We start from the raw sequence: 18,610 nt of genomic DNA on the forward strand, positions 1-18,610 counted from the left end.
AAGCAAAGACGGAGGAGAATACCGTGCAACGTGAAGATATTCTGGGAGAAGCCCTGAAATTACTGGAGACGCAAGGGATAGCCGATACTACGCTGGAAATGGTGGCGGAGCGCGTAAATCGCCCACTCGACACATTACAGCGTTTCTGGCCAGATAAAGAAGCCATTTTATATGACGCGCTACGTTATCTGAGTCAGCAGGTAGATATCTGGCGACGCCAGCTTCTTCTTGATGAGTCGCTTTCTGCTGAACAAAAGCTACTGGCACGCTACAGCGCGCTTTCGGAATGTGTCAGTAATAACCGTTATCCTGGTTGCTTGTTCATTGCCGCCTGTACGTTTTATCCCGACCCAACCCATCCTATTCACCAACTGGCTAATCAACAAAAACGCGCGGCACATGATTTTACCCATGAACTACTGACCACGCTGGAAATTGACGATCCGGCGATGGTCGCAAGGCAGATGGAGCTGGTGCTGGAAGGTTGTCTCAGCCGAATGCTGGTCAACCGCAGTCAGGCTGATGTAGATACCGCTCAGCGGTTGGCGGAAGATATTCTGCGTTTTGCACAGTGCCGTCAGGGTGGCGCGCTCACCTGACGGGGTACTGATTTTATGCATTTTGCCTGAAAAGCAGGCAGTCAGCGCGCTTTTATCACTTTTTTCGTGTAAAGCCGTTGACGACCGCGCCCCTTTACGGTTTAATGCGCCCCGTTGCCCGGATAGCTCAGTCGGTAGAGCAGGGGATTGAAAATCCCCGTGTCCTTGGTTCGATTCCGAGTCCGGGCACCACCATTCAGAAAACCCAGCCTATGGCTGGGTTTTTGCTTTTCTGAGAATGGAAATCCGTAGCCCCCATCTCTGGCCTGACTAGCTATAACGAGAAGGCCAGATTTTCTCTGGCGCAACGCCCAGCGCTTCGGCGATCAGCCGCTCATCTTTGGGCCTGGGTCAAAAGCTTACTTAGCTACAGGGAGATTATTACCAGTAATAACGCGTATCACTCCATCTGACGGTTCGCTAGCCCCGACAAGTGAATCCAATATCTCCGCCATGAACTTTTTCATCACTGAAAACAATAATCCCTTCGCCAATTTTGGCATTTTTTCTTTTTCGGTTTCTTTATTCTTAAATATTGTTTACGACTCTTGTTCATAATCATAAATTAATACTCAGCACATCATGACTGGTGGTAGTTGTCGGGGTAACAGAGCACATACTTTAAAATACTTATTCATAGTTTGTTATTACGGAAACATTTTAACCTAATGCGTGTCAGTCAGGCACGCAGATAAAAAACAACCGGGGAGAAAAGTTAAACAAAATGCTGTTAGCAGGAAGTACGGTATTGTTCTGTTGTCCGCTGCAATCAGTCCGGTATGGGTAGAGGATAATGCCAGTACAGCGTCCTGCTTTTTTACCTGTATGTTGAATAACCATTTCAATAAATCATTATAGAATCACATCTGTTTATTATTGCCTGATCCGGAGTGAGTCTTTATGAAAAGTCGTTATTTACTATTTTTTCTACCACTGATCGTAGCTAAATATACATCAGCAGCAACAGTGCAACTCTTTCATTCTCCTGAAGAATCAGTGAACAGTCAGTTCTACTTACCACCACCGCCAGGTAATGATGATCCGGCTTTCCGCTATGATAAGGAGGCTTATTTTAAGGGCTATGCGATAAAAGGTTCCCCACGATGGAAACAAGCTGCTGAGGATGCAGATGTAAGCGTGGAAAATATAGCCAGAATATTCTCGCCAGTAGTGGGTGCTAAAATTAATCCCAAAGATACGCCAGAAACCTGGAATATGTTACAGAATCTTCTGAAAATGGGCGGCTACTACGCTACTGCTTCGGCAAAAAAATATTATATGCGTACTCGTCCCTTTGTCTTATTTAATCATTCTACCTGCCGTCCTGAAGATGAGAATACTTTGCGAAAAGATGGCTCTTACCCTTCCGGGCATACTGCTTATGGTACACTTCTGGCATTAGTATTATCCCAGGCCAGACCGGAACGCGCGCAGGAGCTCGCCAGACGAGGATGGGAGTTCGGGCAAAGCAGAGTGATATGCGGTGCTCACTGGCAAAGCGATGTTGATGCTGGCCGTTATGTGGGAGCAGTAGAGTTTGCAAGGCTGCAAACAATCCCGGCTTTTCAGAAGTCACTGGCAAAAGTCCGTGAGGAGCTGAACGACAAAAATAATTTATTGAGTAAAGAAGAACGCCCCGAACTTAATTACTGAAGGTGAAAGTCTTCCCGCAAACTGGCCACAGCAAATGAAAGGAAGTGCAACTGCGTAGGGGCGACCGGGCGTGAGACTGTAATTAAAATTGTGTAAGTGCCTGTTTTTGATATGTTCACTCCAGTAACAGAGACAGGCAATTATGGACGAAAAGAAACTCAAAGCCCTTGCGGCTGAAGTGGCTGAAGGCCTTAAAACCGAAGCCGATCTCCATGCTTTTTCCCGCATGTTGACGAAGCTTACCGTCGAAACAGCGCTCAATGCGGAGCTGCCTGACCACCCCGGGTATGAGAAAAATGCGCCCAAAACAGGCTCATCCCCCCCGCAATGGCTACTCGTCAAAAACGGTGTTATGCAATAATAGCGAGATCGAACTGAACACGCCGCGTGACCGTGAAAATACCTTCGAACCGCAGCTGATTAAGAAGCACCAGACGCGCATTACGCAGATGGACAGCCAGATTTTATCCCTCTGCGCCAAAGGCATGACTACCCGCGAAATCGTTGCCACCTTCAAAGAAATGTACGACTCCGATGTGTCGCCCACGCTGATATCTAAAGTCACCGACGCCGTAAAAGAGCAGGTCACTGAGTGGCAAAACCGACAAATGGATACGCTGTATCCCTTTGTTTATATGGACTGTATGTTGTCAAAGTTCATCAGAATGACAGTGTGATAAACAAAGCAGTTTTCCCTGCGCTGGGGATCAATACCGAAGGTCAGAAAGCGTTGCCGGCATGTGGCTGTCCGGAAATGAAGGCACAAAGTTCTGGCTAAGCGTGCTGACGGAGCTGAAAAAGCGGGGCCTTCAGGACATCCTGATTGCCTGTGTGGACGGTCTGAAGGGCTTCCCGGATGCGATAAACAGCGTCTTCCCGAAATATCCGCAAATCAGCAAAAGCTGGCGTGCGCACTGGGAAAACCTCAATACGCTCTTCAGTTATCCGCCGGATATCCGCAAGACCATCTACCATCTACACTACAAACGCAGTCGAATCCCTGAACAGCGTGATCCGTGCCGCGATTAAGAAACGCAAAGTGTTCCCGACGGATGACTCGGTACGAAAAGTTATTTATCTGGCAATCAAGGATGCATCAAAAAAATGGAGTATGCCGATCCAGAACTGGCGACTGGCGATGGGCCGCTTTATTATCGAATTCGGTGACCGCCTGAGCAATCACCTTTAATATATTGGCAGTTATATAGAATTACTGACAGGCTCAAAAAAAGAGACCAGATTTCAGTCTCTTTTTTATCACTCATAATAATAGTCAGTTATTTTCTTTTATTTAGCTCTTCCATAAAATTTACCCAATTTTTATATTGATAATCAAGATTGTGAATCTCGTCTGAGATGGTTGATTGCTGCTGTATGAGACCACGTTTCTTTGCTATCAACTCTTGTAAACCATCATCGAGCACCTTCATTTTCGCTTTTATCTTCTCATTAATTTCATTATATTTTACGGAGTATTCTTCTTTATGTTTTTCTAATACAGCACGTTTCTCCGCCCTTATGTCATCAAAATCACTCAACCTGTAATTCTTTAATTTTTCCCGGCGAGCCTTCATTGCTGGGTCGAAAACTTCAGTATTGTACTTCTTCTCAAAATAATAAGGAGCATTTTCTTTATTAAAGAGTTCCAGCTCTTTATTCAAATCACGCTGAAAAAAATAACGGCTTTGTGTTTTTCCATCTTCCCCTTTCCCCCAATACTCATCGATTTCTTTATTAATAACTAATATATTAGTTTTAACTTTTGCGATATCATTATTTAATTCGTTTAGTTTTGATTTCTTCTTGGCATATTCATCTTTAATTGCATTTATTTTATCATCAAAACCTACTCCATCCATGATGATATATTTACCGTCAGTTTCAACATTAGGAATTGGATTGCCTTTTGGTGTTTCTGACATTTGTAATGAAGAAAATATTGTTTTCCATCCAGTATCTTTATTACCAAGACTGTTCAAAGTTGCTGAGAATTTAATATCTTTGCCTTTATCCCACGATTTTTGAACAACAATATAATCAGTTAACGAGGCAACTGGCGTATACAGATCGTAGCCAGTAGAAAGTAAGCCATCAGCAGCATATGTTCTCTTATTTCCATCAACCGATGTTTCCTTGATATCAATTGAATCAAGGATAAGACGCCCATGAAATTGATTACTAAATTGTTCTTTCAAGACTTTCTCTGTAGGGGTGTTATCGTCACCGCATCCGCTAATTAATAGCGAAACCAATAAACCACACAAAAATTTTCCATTCATAACATTCATCCCAGAAATTAATAATATGCAATAAAATCATTTCAGCATCACACAACGAGTTAGCAAATTCAATATTTAATGATGTGTTATTTTCATTATAATACTGTGTCTTTATTTTTAAACCACCAGGACTCGCTATCTTAATGAAAGACAATACCTCTAATAAATCAGATAGTTGGAAAGTAATTTTTTAATGGGCTGGCTGAAGCCATTAAAATGATTTTTTCAATCATCCTTACTGTAGCCGGAGATAAAGCTGTTACTTCAACTGACAATGAAGAACAACAGGCAGACTACAGAAATGGACTGATCCTACCCGCGTAATATGGACACAACCCTAAGCAAGGTTCTGGTTTTCAAATTGTTCCGGACTGAGACTGCCACAGGCACTGTGACGACGCCATTGATTGTAATCACACTCGATATCATTAAACACTGCTGTCCGCATTATTTCCCAGCTGGCAAAGTCCTCTCCGTGGATACATTCCACCTTCAGCGTGTGAAAGAAGCTTTCTGCACAGGCATTGTCATAACAACAGCCTCTGGCGCTCATACTCCCCCGCAGATTATGTCGTTTCAGTAAGCTCTGCTAATCCGTTGAATAGTACTGACCACCTCTGTCTGTATGCACGCTGACTTTTCCCAGTCGTTTACGCCGCCATTGCACCATCTGTAACGCATCGCAGGCTGGCCGCCACGGTTTTTATGTTATACATCCGTCAGGCGTGGCGCACCATAGCGCTGTTTGCGTCACTGAATGCCTCCCGGACGACGTTATCACAGACAAGGCGGAACTGCTGACGCTGGTTTATCTGATGACGACGCTGATGCCAGACGTACCAGCCACTACGGGCAACCTGAAGTACACGGCACATGGCTTTGATACTGAATTCAGCCTGATGTTTTTCGATGAAGACATACTTCATTTCAGGCGCTTCGCGAAGTATGCCGCGGCCTTCTGGAGAATGGCCAGTTCCTCATCCCCTTCTGCCAGTGGACGTTTTAGATGGGCGATCTCTGCGGGCATCGCCTGTTCGCGGTCAGAAGAAGAGAGCTGATTTTGCTGTTTGCTTCGTCAGTTATAGAGTTGTGATTCATACAGGTTAAGCTCGCGGACGGTAGCGGCCACCCCAATGCGTTCAGCCAGTTTCAGGGCTTCCTGACGAAATTCAGGCTGTGCTGCTTGCGTGGCTTTTTGGTGGTTGATGCTGGTTTTTTCATATGAGTCACCTCTTGCTTGAGAGTTTACTCACTTAGTCACGTGACCACTATTGCTGGGTAAGATCAAAGATCCTCAATAACGTGTTACACCGTTTTTCATAAAGCCAACCATACGATTGAATGCTTCCCCTCCCCTCAAACTTCCGGATATCGCTACACCGTCTACCCGCCGCAGTATATATTTCCCGCGTTGTATGCCTTTCCTGGCCGAGAGCGTTAATATTTACATCCAGGATAAACCTTATCACAAATTAACATCAGATCTTATACCTCATGCTAACTACCTCCATGAAATTAAAGAGCTATTCTCTAAAAGATTAAAGGCAATTATTACTTAATTCAAATTTTAAAGAGATAATTTGATAATAACATGAGCCAATTCTTGTAAATTTCCATCTTTTTTTTATACGCGACATAGTTTTTTAACGATACTATAATAGGTAGAAATGCAATATAAAATAGCATTTTCCATAGAAAATGAAAAGATCGCCACCTGATACCTTAAGTTCGCAAATAATTATATAGCTATATATTAGTTTTCTTTTGAAATATTTTTCAGAATAATTTTTGATTTACACGCACATTTAATAAAAGGAAATTATCATGCTAAAGGTGTTTAATCCCTCACCTGTCCAGGTGGGGAGCATTGAATGTTTACAATCAGCGCAAAACTGGCAGAGGAAATCCTTATCACTTCAGGGATTAAATTTACTGCAGTCCGTACTCATCAAGCTCACCACGGGTAAAATTTCAATTACGACATCGTCCGGGGAGTATATTACGGCATCAGGGCCAATGTTAATATTTTTAGCTAAAGATCAAACCATTCATATCACTATGGAAGAGACTCATGAACAGTTAAATTATAATTTAATTGAATTAGATTCAGCGTCAATAAAAAACGCTTATAATTTTTTTCTGTATGAACATGCAGACTTTTCGGCCCCATTAACAAAGCCGGCGACAAAACATCTGTTAGCGCCAATAGAAGCAGGCGTAGCAAGAGTATTCAACCTCTTACACTCTTCAAATAAAAGCCAGAAATTATCCCAAGATAAAAAGGAATATTTAATAAGATTTTTACTTTCAGAGTTCATCTATGAACCTGAAGCATTTGCTCTCTTCAGAGAACTATCGCAAAATACATTAGCCGAAAACATCTATAATATTATTATAAGCGACATAAGTCGAAAATGGGCGCTCAAGGATATTTCTGACTCACTCTATATGAGTTGTTCCACATTAAAAAGGAAATTGAAACAAGAGAACACCTCATTCAGCGAAGTTTACCTTAATGCGCGAATGAATAAAGCGACAAAACTTCTACGCAATAGTGAATATAATATTACTCGAGTGGCTTATATGTGTGGTTATGATAGTGCTTCTTATTTTACATGCGTTTTTAAAAAACATTTCAAAACTACACCATCGGAATTTTTAGCGTTTTTATCTTCCTCTCGTCATCAATATGTTAATTGAGATATCTGACAATGCAGTATAAGAACAAAGCAAAACATATTAATATAAGAGATGGGATTCTGTTGCTCGCTAAAAAATTCGATCTAACATTGAGCGAGAAAAAAGTAATTTATTACGTGGCAGCAGGATTATCTGTTAAAAGTTGCTCAAATTTATTAGATCGAAATATAAAAACGATTTCAACACAAAAGAGATCAGCCTATAAAAAAATGGATATTACTACTGATGTTGAATTAATCCATTTGATGCTGAATGAGTTTTACATATCAGTCGATATTACGTAATTTTTTCTAAAATGTTGCTAGAGTGGTAGGCAAGGCAATTCTGGATATCATCTTCAGAGATCGTTCCGCAAACGCTATGGGTAATTCTTCGCTGTCTATCGGCTGGCTGACGATAGACTCTACACCGCCAGTACGTTCCATGAAGAATAATAGTGATATTGGCGCCGGAGGCGATAATATCACTAACATCAATACACCGACCTTTATCGGGTCGCTTAGAAGCTCACGCAACAATTAAGCTGACTATTGATACACAACCGTCCGCCGAACCAACGTTGGGATCGACTGTTAACAGTCTGGATAACACCGTCAGCCTTAAGGGAGTCGTGGAGGCGCATCAGGATATTCAGGTGAAGGTCACGGTCAACGATACGGACTATACCGCCAGTGTCGATAACGATACCGGTAACTGGCATGTTTCTGTTCCGCAATCCGCTATTCTGTCGGGGGAGAATCAGTACACCATAACGGCCACCGATCCCGCCGGTAATAGCGCCGCCGGCAGTGTAACATTTACAGGTACATCGCCCACGGAAAATCCGGTCAACAAGAGTTCCGGCGTAGATGAAATGATTATGCCTGATAACTAAACATCACCATGCGAGGTCTCTTCGGAGGCCTGCTGAAAAAAACAGAATAATATTTATTGTCTGTTAATTATTACAGAAGAGAGTTAATTTATAAAAAAAAAAGCGGCAGACTACGCTGCCGCAAATATGAGGAGGACAATTACCGTTACGCTACACCACAAAGTAATCCGTTACTGAGGTAAGTAAAACATAAATATCCCCAACAATGAATCAACGAATCAAGCAATCGTCAAATCATGGTATTAACAACCTTGTTCTGTTTTAGCATACTGTGACAGTAAAAATAGATTTTAGTCATTCTGTATATCACACGAAAATTTATAAAACAGATTTGGTTCACTCACAATATACAAATTATTTTCATTATCCATGGCAATCCCTTCTGGTTGGGGTATATCGTCTCTGAGCCCTGACCACTCCGCCGTCAGGAACAATCGATCGCGCACCCGCCACTCGGAACTGACTTCCAGAATCATTTTTGACTCGTCCGACAACACCAGCAGCGAATCCGTTGGGGCATGATATTCAAGTCCGGAGACATCGCTCACACTTGCAGTGATGGCAGAAGGCAACGCTCTGGTGATACCATTTTTGCTCATCTCTACTTCTTTGATCATTATGGGTTTTCTTTCTTTTGCGGCATATAATCTCTCATTTTTCGCATCCCATGCCGTACCTTCCAGCCCTTTATTTTTTGCTTTGTCATAGCCCTCAAGCTTCACCATGGAGATTATCTGCATGGTGCCGCGCTGAATATCCACCTGTGTTTTATAGACCGCGCCATCTTTCTCACTGCCTATCTGGAACTGGTTGCCCCCACTCCATGCAATAGACTCCGGGTCGTGGATGCCCTGCAGCGGCATCCGCCCTACCAGCTGCCCTTCTGTCGTTAACCAGACCAGTTCAGGGGGATTATTAATAACGGCGAAAAGCATCCTGTCTTCGGCGGAGTAGGTCAAACCTGAAAGGTTACTCTTAACTCCTGCGACTGGTTTTTGCTGAATAACCGCTTTATAGCTACTCAGTGCCAGCGCCGAGGGTTTATCACCATATTTGAGGATCAGTTGATAAACATAGCGTATATCGTCCCTGACCATAAATAAAATCACGCCCAAGAGTACAACCACAATAACGCGTTTTAGTAATCTCATAAAAAATCCATAGCAGATCGCGTCACGACTGATGTCGTAACGCATTTCTTAAAAATAAAGCCGATGTCCGATAGAATCGTTATTCGGTTATGGCGAGCGCCATTAGCATAGGCAAAATGAAATAGTGAGGGTTATCACAAAAAGCCCGATTTTAATCACTAACGTCCCCTTTTTGTAAATTGACATAATCAAGAGGAGGGTAGTTTCGGCTAATTATTTAAATAGTAAGTCTGCAAATTCTTCTCTGTATGCAGGACGAATGACAAAAAGTGATAATTAATGAGATGTAACACCGCAATCTGATCTGCTATTGCTGCTTCCACTTCTATTCAACCGGGCAGCAAAAAAATGAAACTCAACCTTATTACCGTCAGCCTGGCTACGCTCGTTGCCGCTGGCGCATTCCCGGCCCATGCCGGTCCTCAGGCGCATGTCGTGTGCGGCTATCACCACACGCTGGGCGATGACGCGATTATGATGTTTGGTAAAGCGAATCAGGCGATGTGGCATGACTTTTTTGGCAACACCCACACCGACGCGGTCTCTACCTACCAGACGTTGCGCGCGCAACCCGATACCACCTGTGATAATAAAGCCGACAGCTCCGCTTACTGGGCGCCGTCCATGAAATTACCTGATGGTGAAATCGTAAATCCGGCCTACCAAAAGACCTATTATCAATCCACAAATGTAGCGCAATATCCGCTCCATCCATTCCCGGCCGGGCTGGAGTTACTGGCCGGCGACCATCACGGTACTGGCCCCAGTACCGCAATCACCTTTTTATGTGCCAACGGCAAAGGTTACACCAACAAGGTAGGCGAAATATGCGGCCTGCGTAAAGCGGGCGATGCCGTCCAGTTTAATATCGGGATCGCTTTCCCCAACTGTTGGGATGGCGTCAACCTGAAACCAACCCATAGCCACAATAACGCTATCTATGCCGACCACGGGAAATGTTCCGCAGACTATCCGGTCAAAATCCCAACGGTGAATATGAACATCGCCTGGGTACTCCCGCAGATCTCCTCGCTGGATACGTCCAAAGTGGAATTGTCGATGGACCCGGTAATGCATGGCGAAACCCGGGAAGAGCGCTGGGGAAGTCTTTATACCGCCCATGCCGATTTTATGAATGGCTGGACGGAAGATGGCGCGCAGTTTATGACGGATCTGTGTATGAATCAGGGACTGGATTGCGGCACTACGGTTCCTTACGCCTACAGTAAAGCGGAAGAAAATACCTGGGTAAGCAGCGAAGACGACAAGCCTCATGCCAGCGTCGATACCTTGTACGTACAGGATGACTGGACAAATGGCGGACGCACGCAGCACCCGGAAACGCTCACGCTAGTGAAATTTAAGATCCCGCCCCTGCCTGCCAATATGGACGCTTCGCTATTCAAATACCGTATTCGCCTTTTTGGCGGCAAAACGGAAACGAACGGCGCCGATCAAATTTTCTTTTACCCGACCAGCAGTGACTGGCACGTCAGTACCGTGTCCTGGAACAATAAACCGGCGATCAACTACCGTTCCGATGCCGTGTTATATCTGGACCATTCACATGAGTATCGCATGGTTGATGTCGATAAAGCGGTGCGCAAAGCGCTGGCGGAAGGGAAAACGGAAATATCCTGGTATATCGGCGGCGACCGTCAGGGAAATCACTACGACTTCACGCCAGCGGACTCAAAACAGAGCCTGGTGCTGATGCTGACCGGTTTCAAAAAGACGCCGGAGCTGTAATAGTAAACTGTGCCCGCTGACGCAACAGCGGGCACGATGGCGGCACAAGTATTACGGCACGCCATCAAAACCCGACCAATACCTCAGAAAAACAACCGTTTATTCTCAGGCTGTAGTCCCTGTTGCTGCTGAACATCCTGCAGATAACAGGTCGCTACGACGGCAAGCCGGGCATAGAAGGCGCTAACGGTATTGCGTTGCAGCAATTCCAGATAGCGGAATCCCCAGGGCAGCAGATGCGCCTCCAGTAACCGGTTGGCCGCCACGTTGTCGCCTCGTGCCAGCAGATCGCTACAGGCTAATAGCATCAGGCCAAACTGATCTTCCGGCTCGCGTTCACGGTCAGTGAATACCATTCCCTGCGACTGTAAAAAAGCTCGATAATCGGCGGTAGTTTCCCCCATCAACAAATTATCTTTTTCCAGATAGACCGATCCCCAGGGTGGGACGGGCATCTTTCCCTGGCCTTCAAACAACACAGAAAATTGCCATGTAAGCGCATCATCATCCGGTAGCGACCATGACGCACACAGTGATTCAATATGTCCGCGATCGCGCCAGGGGTAAAGCTCAGGCAACGTTGGCAAACAATCGAACAACGCTTTCACCTCCGGCCTCTCAGGGGAGTAGTAAAACAGTGCGCCGAGGATACGCGGCAAAACAGCACGGGAAGGCATAGCAATAGCTCCTGAAATATCTCGCCTGATGACGCTACGCTTATCAGGCTTACATGGCACAAGCCGGGCAAAAAACTACATTGGCAGCGTCCACAGATTGTAAAACGCAATCCTACCCGCCAACTCCGCCGCGATAACCACCACTGCCGTCATGGCCAGCACCGCAGCGCTCGATTTCAGGCGTGCGCAGACCACCACCCCGACCACGCCCGCCGCCAGCAATATCGCCTGGGCGGTAAACCAGCTATGTTGCGCAGCGGTCAGAGCGCTATCGGCGCTCATCAGCGTCGCCATATAGCCCGGGCGCAGACAAAAGCTCACAAAAATCGCCAATACGCTGACCAGTAGCCCCAGACGGCGCACGCCAAACAATGCCGCCAACGCGCCGCCGCCAATCAACGGCGTCAATATCATCATTGCCGTGGTGTAAGATGAACGCCAGGTCGCCACCGTCGGCAGTTGGTAAATCTGCGGAACGGCGTATAAGAAGACTACTCCGACTATCGCCGCCAACCAGACCAACGCGTTACACAGCGGCGTCGCCCGGTTCAGCAACAAACCGAGCGCCCCCAGCCCGCCGAGCGCCGCAAAAGCCGCCGACAGGACAATCTCGTTACTCATCGGCGAATGTCCGACGCGCAGCAGCATATTCAGCGCACGCAGCGGTTGCCCGACGTGGAAGGTGCCGACAATGACGCCAAGCCCAAACAGGCACATCACCGAGAACAGACCAATAGCCTTGCGCCGCGGCGCGACCAGCCCCATTGCGCCGCCAATCAGCAGCAGAATAAACGCGCCGACCGCGCTCTGGGTAAAGACCGTAAAAAAGACCAGCGGTAACTCATGCATGGCGCACCTCCCGAATGTTCATGATTGCGCCTTCCGTATCGCCCGTGGGTCTCGCTTTCGGATGCGGTTTAATAATGAGGTTAGGATGGGTGAACGACGCCGAAGGCAGCGGCGCGATTTGATTCTCCGTGCCATATTTTGCCCGTAATTTATCGACAGGGCCGAAATCCAGCGCTCGCTGCGGGCAAGAATCCACACAAATAGGGCGCAGATTGTTCTCCAGTCGGTCAAGACAACCGTCGCACTTACGCATCACGTTCGCCTGCGTATCAAACTGCGGCGCGCCGTAGGGGCAGCGCATTTCACAATAACGACAGCCGACGCATACGTTGTCATCCACCACGACCAGACCATCTTCTTTGCGTTTATGCATCGCCCCGGTCGGACAGCCGGAGACACATACCGGCTCATCGCAATGGTTACAAGCAATAGAGAGGTAGTAGGTAAAGGTGTCGTGATGCCAGCTTTCCCCCTCTTTCACCCAGCTTCCGCCGCCATATTCATAGACGCGGCGCAGTTTCGGACCGACATCCAGATCTTTATTATCCTTGCAGCTTACCTGGCAGGTTTTACAGCCTGAACAGCGCGAAGAGTCAACATAAAAGCCATACTGTTTCATCGTACATCACTCCTTAAGCGCGTTTAATTTCAACCAGATTGGTATGCTGCGGATTGCCTTTCGCCAGCGGCGAAGGATGGTGGCTGGTCAGCGTATTGATACAGCCGCCGACATCAACGCCGTTGCCGTCAAGCTGCGTCCACGCGCCCTGCGGCATCGCCGCCACGCCGGGTAAAATGCGCTGGGTCACTTTACAGGGAAGCTCCACCACGCCGCGGTCATTGAATACATGCACCCGATCGCCGGACTTCAGTTGGCGGGCGCTGGCGTCAATCGGGTTAATCCAGACTTCATCCGGCACCGCCTCATGCGGCATCAGCACATTGCTGTAGGTCGAGTGGGTATGCCCTTTGGTATGGAAGCCGCTTAACTGCAACGGATACTTCGCCGTCAGCGCTTTGTTAAGGTGCGACTCTTTCGCCGGACAAAATTCCGGCAATGCGGGAATTCGCTCGCCTTCTGGCAACGTCCACGTTTGCGCCAGATCCGCCAGCGCCTGGGAGTAAATTTCAATTTTGCCCGACGGCGTGGAGAGTGGATTAGCCTCGGCGTCGGCGCGGAAATCGGCAAACGCAAGGCTCTGCTGCTCGGTAGCGATACGCTGGTCAATCACGCCCATCTCTTTCGCCACGCTCCACTCCGGCAGGTATGGACGTTTTTCACGGATCTGCTGATAGTGCATCTCCGCCCACTGCGCCTGAGTTCGGCCCTCGGTATATTGCTCGCGCAGTCCAAGATGCCCGGCGATATCCGCGCAGATGTCATACGTGCTGCGCACTTCCCACATCGGTTTAACGGTTTTCTGAATCGCAATCATATAGTTATGCGATCCCGCCGCATAGGAGCTGTCCACCAGGTCTTCCGCCTCAAGATAGCTGGTCTCCGGCAACAGCAGATCCGCATACATCGCGCTGGGCGTCATATGGTTTTCAATCACGATAATGGTTTCACACAGCGATTCATCCGCGAGAATTTGACGGGTGCGGTTCGTTTCGCCGTGCTGATTCAGCAAGGTATTACCGGCCTGGTTGAAAAACAGCTTAATCCCGGTTTTTAGCCTGTCCGCGCCTTTCACGCCCATTGTCGTCGCGGTCATTTTCTCCGGGTGCTGAATGGCGTCCGTCCACAGATAGCAAGGAATAGAGGTTGTGATCGGATTCTTACCGACGGGCAACAATGGCACGCCATACGGCGTACCGTAAGGCCAGTTGCCATTGTTGGTGCCGGGCCGCCCGAAGTGGCCGGTTAACGCTGGCAGCGTCTGAATAGCACGCACGGTTTGTTCGCCGTTGGCATGACGCTGCGGCCCCCAGCCCTGGCAAATATAGCAGGCGCGCGCCGAGGCGATTTCGCGCGCCAGTTGGCGAATACGCGTTGCCGGAATTCCGGTGATATCCGCCGCCCATTCCGGGGTTTTCGCGATACCGTCATCGCCCGTGCCAAGAACATAATCTTTATAGCTGGCGTTAGGCGCAGCCGTGTCCGGCAAGGTGCTACGGTCATAGCCGACGCAATAGCGGTTTACCAGCGCCTCGTCGAGAAGCTGTTCGGTAATCAGCGTATGCGCTATGCCGGCGACTAACGCAGCGTCCGTGGTTGGGCGAATCGGTAGCCATTCGGCGTGTTCGGTAATCACCGAATCGGTATAGCGCGGATCGATAATAATGACTCGGGCTTTCGAGGTTTCCAGCGCCCGGCGCAGCTCTTCAACCTGACCGCCGCCGGACATCCGCGTTTCTGAGAGATTCAGGCCAAATAGCACCACCAGATCGGAATGCGCGATCTGCGTAAAATGGCTACCGACATAGGTACCATGCATATAGGGCGTTGCCGTCGCGATTTGCGCGGTCGAGTAGGTATTATGGTAATTTAAATAGCCGCCGGTGAGATTTAACAATCGCTTCCAGGCGGGCGATCCCTGCGTATGATAATATGCCCCGGATTGATAATTATAATAAATAGCTTCCCGGCCATATTGTTCGCTAACACGCGTTAATTCCGCCGCAATAAAGGCCGTGGCCTCATCCCATGAAATACGTTTAAATTTTCCTTCGCCGCGTTTTCCCACTCTTTTCATCGGATACTTAATGCGATCCGGGCTATAGACCCGCCAGCGACTGGAACGCCCGCGCAGGCAGGGACGAATCTGATGCTCGCCGAATACCGCGTCATCTTTCGCGTCTTCCGGCTCAATACGCACAATGCGATCATTTTTCACGATAACCTTAAGCGGGCATCGACTGCCACAGTTGACCAGACAGGCGCTGTGCCTGACGGTTTCGCCGTTGGCATCCTTCGGTATCGGGGTATCCTGCGCCTGGGCAGTGGTAGCAAAAGGCAGCGTAATCGCCTGGCTTAGCGTCACCGCCGCCCCTACTTTTGCAGTAGCGACAATAGCATCACGTCGGGTTATGGTTGTGTTCAGCCATTTTTTTATTTCCATTTTTTATTTCTCACATTGCTTCCATAATTATTAATAATATGTAATGAAAACTAATCATAATAGATTAAATATTAGCGCTGATTGATTGTGATCAAACGCATTCTGAACGTCAGTAAAAATAAAATGTGATACCGCATACGTTATTATAAAAATTAATGAAAAATTATTTTATGTAATTCTGATGAAAATAAATTACCCATCACGGTATCCGGCGATATTAATTAACGACATGAGCAGGTAGCGCGCCCTGCAAGGCAAGACGGGCTTTTCAACACTGGAGCAACATCGCCTATGCCTTTGAATTAGACGCCTCATCAGGGATAATAACCTTACGATTCGTCCGCTCAGGTCCACTATGAAACACTCCCTGCCATGCCGGGCGTTACGCAAACGCCCCATGAAACTCGGCACTACCGTCATTCTGATGGTCAGCGCCGTTTTGTTTTCGGTGCTCGTTGTGGTCCATCTGATCTATTTTTCGCAAATCAGCAGCATGACGCGCGACGCGCTGGCAGATAAAGCGCTGGCGGTGGCTCGCTCGCTGGCGGACTCTCCGGCAGTTCGCGAGGGGCTGAAAAAACCGCCTGCGGAAAGCGGCATTCAGACGCTCGCCGAAGCGGTGAGCCAGCATAATGGCTTTTTGTTTATTGTGGTGACCAACATGCAGGGCATCCGTTATTCGCACCCAGAAACGCAGCGAATCGGCCAACCGTTCAAAGGCGATGACATTCTGCTCGCGCTGCAGGGAAAGGAAAACGTTGCCATTAATCGCGGCTTTCTTGCCAAAGCGCTGCGCGTTTTCACACCGGTTTATGATGAACACCACCGGCAGATCGGCGTGGTAGCGATTGGCCTGGAACTCAGTCACGTTACGCAGCAGATCAACAATAGCCGCGGCAGTATTATCTGGTCCATTCTGTTCGGCGCTCTGGTGGGGTTATTAGGCACGTATGCGCTGGTCAAGGTGCTGAAACGTATCCTGTTTGGCCTCGAACCCTATGAGATCTCAACCCTGTTTGAACAACGCCAGGCGATGCTGCAGTCAATCAAAGAGGGCGTTATCGCCGTGGATGATAGCGGCGAAGTCACGTTGATTAACCATGCGGCGCAGGCGCTGCTCGATTATCGAAAAACGCAGGATGACGCCAGATTATCCACCCTGAGTCATGCCTGGTCGCAGGTGGTGGACATTAGCGAAGTGTTGCGTGACGGTACGCCGCGCCGCGATGAAGAGATCATCGTCAAAGGCCGCCTGCTGCTGGTGAATACCGTTCCGGTGCGCAGCAATGGCGAAATTATCGGCGCGATATCCACCTTCAGGGATAAAACAGAAGTTCGCCAACTGATGCAGCGGTTGGACGGGATGGTGAACTACGCGGATGCGCTCCGTGAACGATCCCACGAATTCATGAACAAATTACATGTGATTCTGGGATTATTGCACCTGAAGAGTTATAAGCAGCTTGAAGCGTATATTATCAAGACGGCCAATAACTATCAGGAAGAGATCGGTTTGCTGCTGGGTAAAATAAAGTCGCCGATTATCGCTGGCTTTTTGCTCAGTAAGATTACCCGCGCCTCTGATTTCGGGCACAGCCTGGTGATAAGCAGCGACAGCCAGTTACCGGATAATAACAATGAAGATCAGGTTACGGTGCTGATTACGGCGCTGGGTAATTTGATTGAAAACGCGCTGGAAGCGTTGAGCCAGGAATCCGGCGGCGAAATCAGCGTCTCGTTACACTACCGTCATGGCTGGCTGCATTGCGAAGTGAGCGATGACGGTCCGGGTATCGAACCTGAGCGCATCGAGGCGATTTTTGAAAAAGGCGTCTCGTCGAAAGGCGCCGAACGCGGCGTCGGTTTAGCGCTGGTTAAACAGCAGGTTGAAGCGCTTGGCGGCGTAATTTCCGTGGAGTCCGAGCCTGGGATCTTCACACAATTTTTTGTACAGTTACCCTGGGATGGAAAAAGGACCAGCCTATGATCAATGTATTAATTGTCGATGACGATGCGATGGTCGCGGAGTTAAATCGCCGCTATGTCGCGCAAATCTCCGGTTTTCATTGTTGTGGAACCGCTTCGACGCTGGAAAAAGCGAAAGAGTTTATCTTCAACAGTGAAAATCACATTGACCTAATCCTGCTGGATATCTACATGCAGCAGGAAAACGGATTGGATCTGCTGCCTGTCCTGCACAGCGCAGGCTGCAAAAGCGACGTTATTGTCATTTCTTCTGCCGCTGACGCCGCCACCATTAAAGATTCGCTTCACTACGGCGTGGTGGATTATCTGATCAAGCCTTTTCAGGCCACGCGCTTTGAAGAAGCGCTGACCGGCTGGCTACGTAAGAAAACGGCGATGGAAAAACGCCAGTATTACGAACAGTCTGAGCTTGACCTGCTCATTCACGGTAATTCATCCAGCGAGCAGGAGCCTCGTCGGCTACCAAAAGGGCTGACGCAGCAAACGCTACGCACCTTATGCCAGTGGATTGATGCGCATCAGGAGCAGGAATTTTCTACCGACGAGTTGGCCAACGAAGTGAATATCTCGCGCGTCTCCTGCCGTAAATATCTCATCTGGCTGGTGAATTGCCATATCTTGTTTACCAGTATTCATTACGGCGTGACCGGCAGGCCGGTTTACCGCTACCGCGTTCAGCCGGAACATTACTCTTTACTGAAACAATATTGTCAGTAAGGATACCGCATAAAGCCGACGCGAAGCGTTATATCCTGGTAACATTTATTATAACAATGCCAATAAAAACGCTATCACATTAATAACAAACCTGGGAAATTGTGTCAGATCAAATATACTCACCCCAGGCCTGTTAACGTTATTTTCTATTATTACAGCGCTCTGCGCTGTTTTTAATTTCAAAACGCTAACAAAAGTTAATTAAGTATTATCCCATGCCGAGAGTGTGTATTTTTATTAAAAAAGGGATTTGTCCGGAATTTTCCTGACACTTAAATAAAATTATGTTTGTAGCAATGGAGCTTGTGCTACGC

Annotated in this window: 16 protein-coding genes, 1 tRNA gene and 3 pseudogenes; 12 read left to right on the top strand and 8 right to left on the bottom strand. The window is 47.7% G+C overall.

What is annotated here, in order from left to right; all coding sequences use genetic code 11:
* Window positions 1-23: 23 nt before the first annotated feature.
* Both HU143_RS20430 and HU143_RS20435 read left to right on the top strand, forming a co-directional pair.
* Window positions 24-599, top strand: coding sequence for a transcriptional regulator (locus HU143_RS20430; RefSeq protein WP_001188504.1), 576 nt, complete (start codon window positions 24-26; stop codon window positions 597-599).
* Window positions 600-715: 116 nt separating this feature from the next.
* Window positions 716-791 (top strand) — tRNA-Phe (locus HU143_RS20435).
* A gap of 78 nt (window positions 792-869) precedes the next feature.
* Here the strand turns inward: HU143_RS20435 and HU143_RS20440 are convergent.
* A pseudogene (locus HU143_RS20440) lies at window positions 870-944 on the bottom strand (helix-turn-helix domain-containing protein); the annotation flags it as partial.
* A gap of 555 nt (window positions 945-1,499) precedes the next feature.
* Between HU143_RS20440 and HU143_RS20445 the strand changes: the two are divergent.
* Together HU143_RS20445 and HU143_RS20450 are read left to right on the top strand one after the other, a co-directional pair.
* Entirely contained in the window at window positions 1,500-2,252 is a 753-nt protein-coding gene (locus HU143_RS20445; RefSeq protein ID WP_023227601.1) for a non-specific acid phosphatase, read from the top strand.
* Window positions 2,253-2,394: 142 nt separating this feature from the next.
* A pseudogene (locus HU143_RS20450) lies at window positions 2,395-3,441 on the top strand (IS256 family transposase).
* An 88-nt stretch (window positions 3,442-3,529) separates the two neighbouring features.
* Here the strand turns inward: HU143_RS20450 and HU143_RS20455 are convergent.
* Window positions 3,530-4,531 carry a DUF1202 family protein gene (locus HU143_RS20455; RefSeq protein ID WP_023227604.1) on the bottom strand — a complete coding sequence of 334 codons (1,002 nt, stop codon included), beginning with the start codon at window positions 4,529-4,531 and terminating at the stop codon, window positions 3,530-3,532.
* 337 nt (window positions 4,532-4,868) lie between these two features.
* A pseudogene (locus HU143_RS20460) lies at window positions 4,869-5,752 on the bottom strand (IS3 family transposase).
* A gap of 116 nt (window positions 5,753-5,868) precedes the next feature.
* Between HU143_RS20460 and HU143_RS20465 the strand changes: the two are divergent.
* The 5 genes from HU143_RS20465 to HU143_RS20485 all read left to right on the top strand — a co-directional run bounded on the left by HU143_RS20465 (window position 5,869) and on the right by HU143_RS20485 (window position 8,105).
* On the top strand, window positions 5,869-6,090 hold the full coding sequence (locus HU143_RS20465; RefSeq protein ID WP_031622583.1) for a hypothetical protein: 222 nt from the start codon (window positions 5,869-5,871) through the stop codon (window positions 6,088-6,090).
* Window positions 6,091-6,355: 265 nt separating this feature from the next.
* On the top strand, window positions 6,356-7,231 hold the full coding sequence (locus HU143_RS20470) for an AraC family transcriptional regulator (RefSeq protein WP_023227605.1): 876 nt from the start codon (window positions 6,356-6,358) through the stop codon (window positions 7,229-7,231).
* Window positions 7,228-7,515: a transcriptional regulator RtsB gene (gene rtsB / locus HU143_RS20475; RefSeq protein WP_001269916.1), complete on the top strand. Its 288-nt coding sequence runs from the start codon at window positions 7,228-7,230 to the stop codon at window positions 7,513-7,515. Before HU143_RS20470 ends, rtsB begins: the two co-directional genes overlap by 4 nt.
* A gap of 22 nt (window positions 7,516-7,537) precedes the next feature.
* Window positions 7,538-7,753, top strand: a complete 216-nt coding sequence (locus tag HU143_RS20480) for a hypothetical protein (protein WP_031622584.1) — start codon at window positions 7,538-7,540, stop codon at window positions 7,751-7,753.
* A gap of 7 nt (window positions 7,754-7,760) precedes the next feature.
* Window positions 7,761-8,105, top strand: a complete 345-nt coding sequence (locus tag HU143_RS20485; protein WP_175400180.1) for an Ig-like domain-containing protein — start codon at window positions 7,761-7,763, stop codon at window positions 8,103-8,105.
* 290 nt (window positions 8,106-8,395) lie between these two features.
* Here HU143_RS20485 and HU143_RS20490 read toward each other — a convergent pair whose 3' ends face one another.
* Complete coding sequence (locus HU143_RS20490) at window positions 8,396-9,301, bottom strand: SdiA-regulated domain-containing protein (RefSeq protein ID WP_001268200.1); 906 nt, start codon at window positions 9,299-9,301, stop codon at window positions 8,396-8,398.
* 303 nt (window positions 9,302-9,604) lie between these two features.
* Between HU143_RS20490 and HU143_RS20495 the strand changes: the two genes are divergently transcribed.
* The gene (locus tag HU143_RS20495; RefSeq protein WP_023227456.1) at window positions 9,605-11,005 is read left to right on the top strand and encodes a DUF7594 domain-containing protein; all 1,401 of its coding nucleotides are present in this window, start codon (window positions 9,605-9,607) and stop codon (window positions 11,003-11,005) included.
* Window positions 11,006-11,088: 83 nt separating this feature from the next.
* Here HU143_RS20495 and HU143_RS20500 read toward each other — a convergent pair whose 3' ends face one another.
* From HU143_RS20500 to HU143_RS20515, 4 genes are all read right to left on the bottom strand, one after another.
* Window positions 11,089-11,682 carry a TorD/DmsD family molecular chaperone gene (locus HU143_RS20500; RefSeq protein ID WP_001584224.1) on the bottom strand — a complete coding sequence of 198 codons (594 nt, stop codon included), beginning with the start codon at window positions 11,680-11,682 and terminating at the stop codon, window positions 11,089-11,091.
* A gap of 75 nt (window positions 11,683-11,757) precedes the next feature.
* Window positions 11,758-12,531, bottom strand: a complete 774-nt coding sequence (locus HU143_RS20505) for a dimethyl sulfoxide reductase anchor subunit family protein (RefSeq protein ID WP_000544925.1) — start codon at window positions 12,529-12,531, stop codon at window positions 11,758-11,760.
* On the bottom strand, window positions 12,524-13,150 hold the full coding sequence (locus tag HU143_RS20510) for a DMSO/selenate family reductase complex B subunit (protein WP_023227455.1): 627 nt from the start codon (window positions 13,148-13,150) through the stop codon (window positions 12,524-12,526). The genes HU143_RS20505 and HU143_RS20510 overlap by 8 nt, the downstream gene beginning before the upstream one ends.
* Window positions 13,151-13,163: 13 nt before the next feature.
* Window positions 13,164-15,593: a DMSO/selenate family reductase complex A subunit gene (locus HU143_RS20515; protein WP_051129303.1), complete on the bottom strand. Its 2,430-nt coding sequence runs from the start codon at window positions 15,591-15,593 to the stop codon at window positions 13,164-13,166.
* A gap of 355 nt (window positions 15,594-15,948) precedes the next feature.
* Between HU143_RS20515 and HU143_RS20520 the strand changes: the two genes are divergently transcribed.
* A complete protein-coding gene (locus HU143_RS20520; RefSeq protein ID WP_000682911.1) occupies window positions 15,949-17,580 on the top strand; it encodes a sensor histidine kinase in 1,632 nt (543 codons plus the stop codon).
* The gene (dcuR, locus tag HU143_RS20525) at window positions 17,577-18,296 is read left to right on the top strand and encodes a two-component system response regulator DcuR (RefSeq protein ID WP_000611307.1); all 720 of its coding nucleotides are present in this window, start codon (window positions 17,577-17,579) and stop codon (window positions 18,294-18,296) included. The genes HU143_RS20520 and dcuR overlap by 4 nt, the downstream gene beginning before the upstream one ends.
* Window positions 18,297-18,610: the final 314 nt, after the last annotated feature.

Origin of the sequence: Salmonella sp. SJTUF14076 (assembly GCF_015534835.1) — a bacterium.
GTDB classification, from domain to species: domain Bacteria; phylum Pseudomonadota; class Gammaproteobacteria; order Enterobacterales; family Enterobacteriaceae; genus Salmonella; species Salmonella enterica.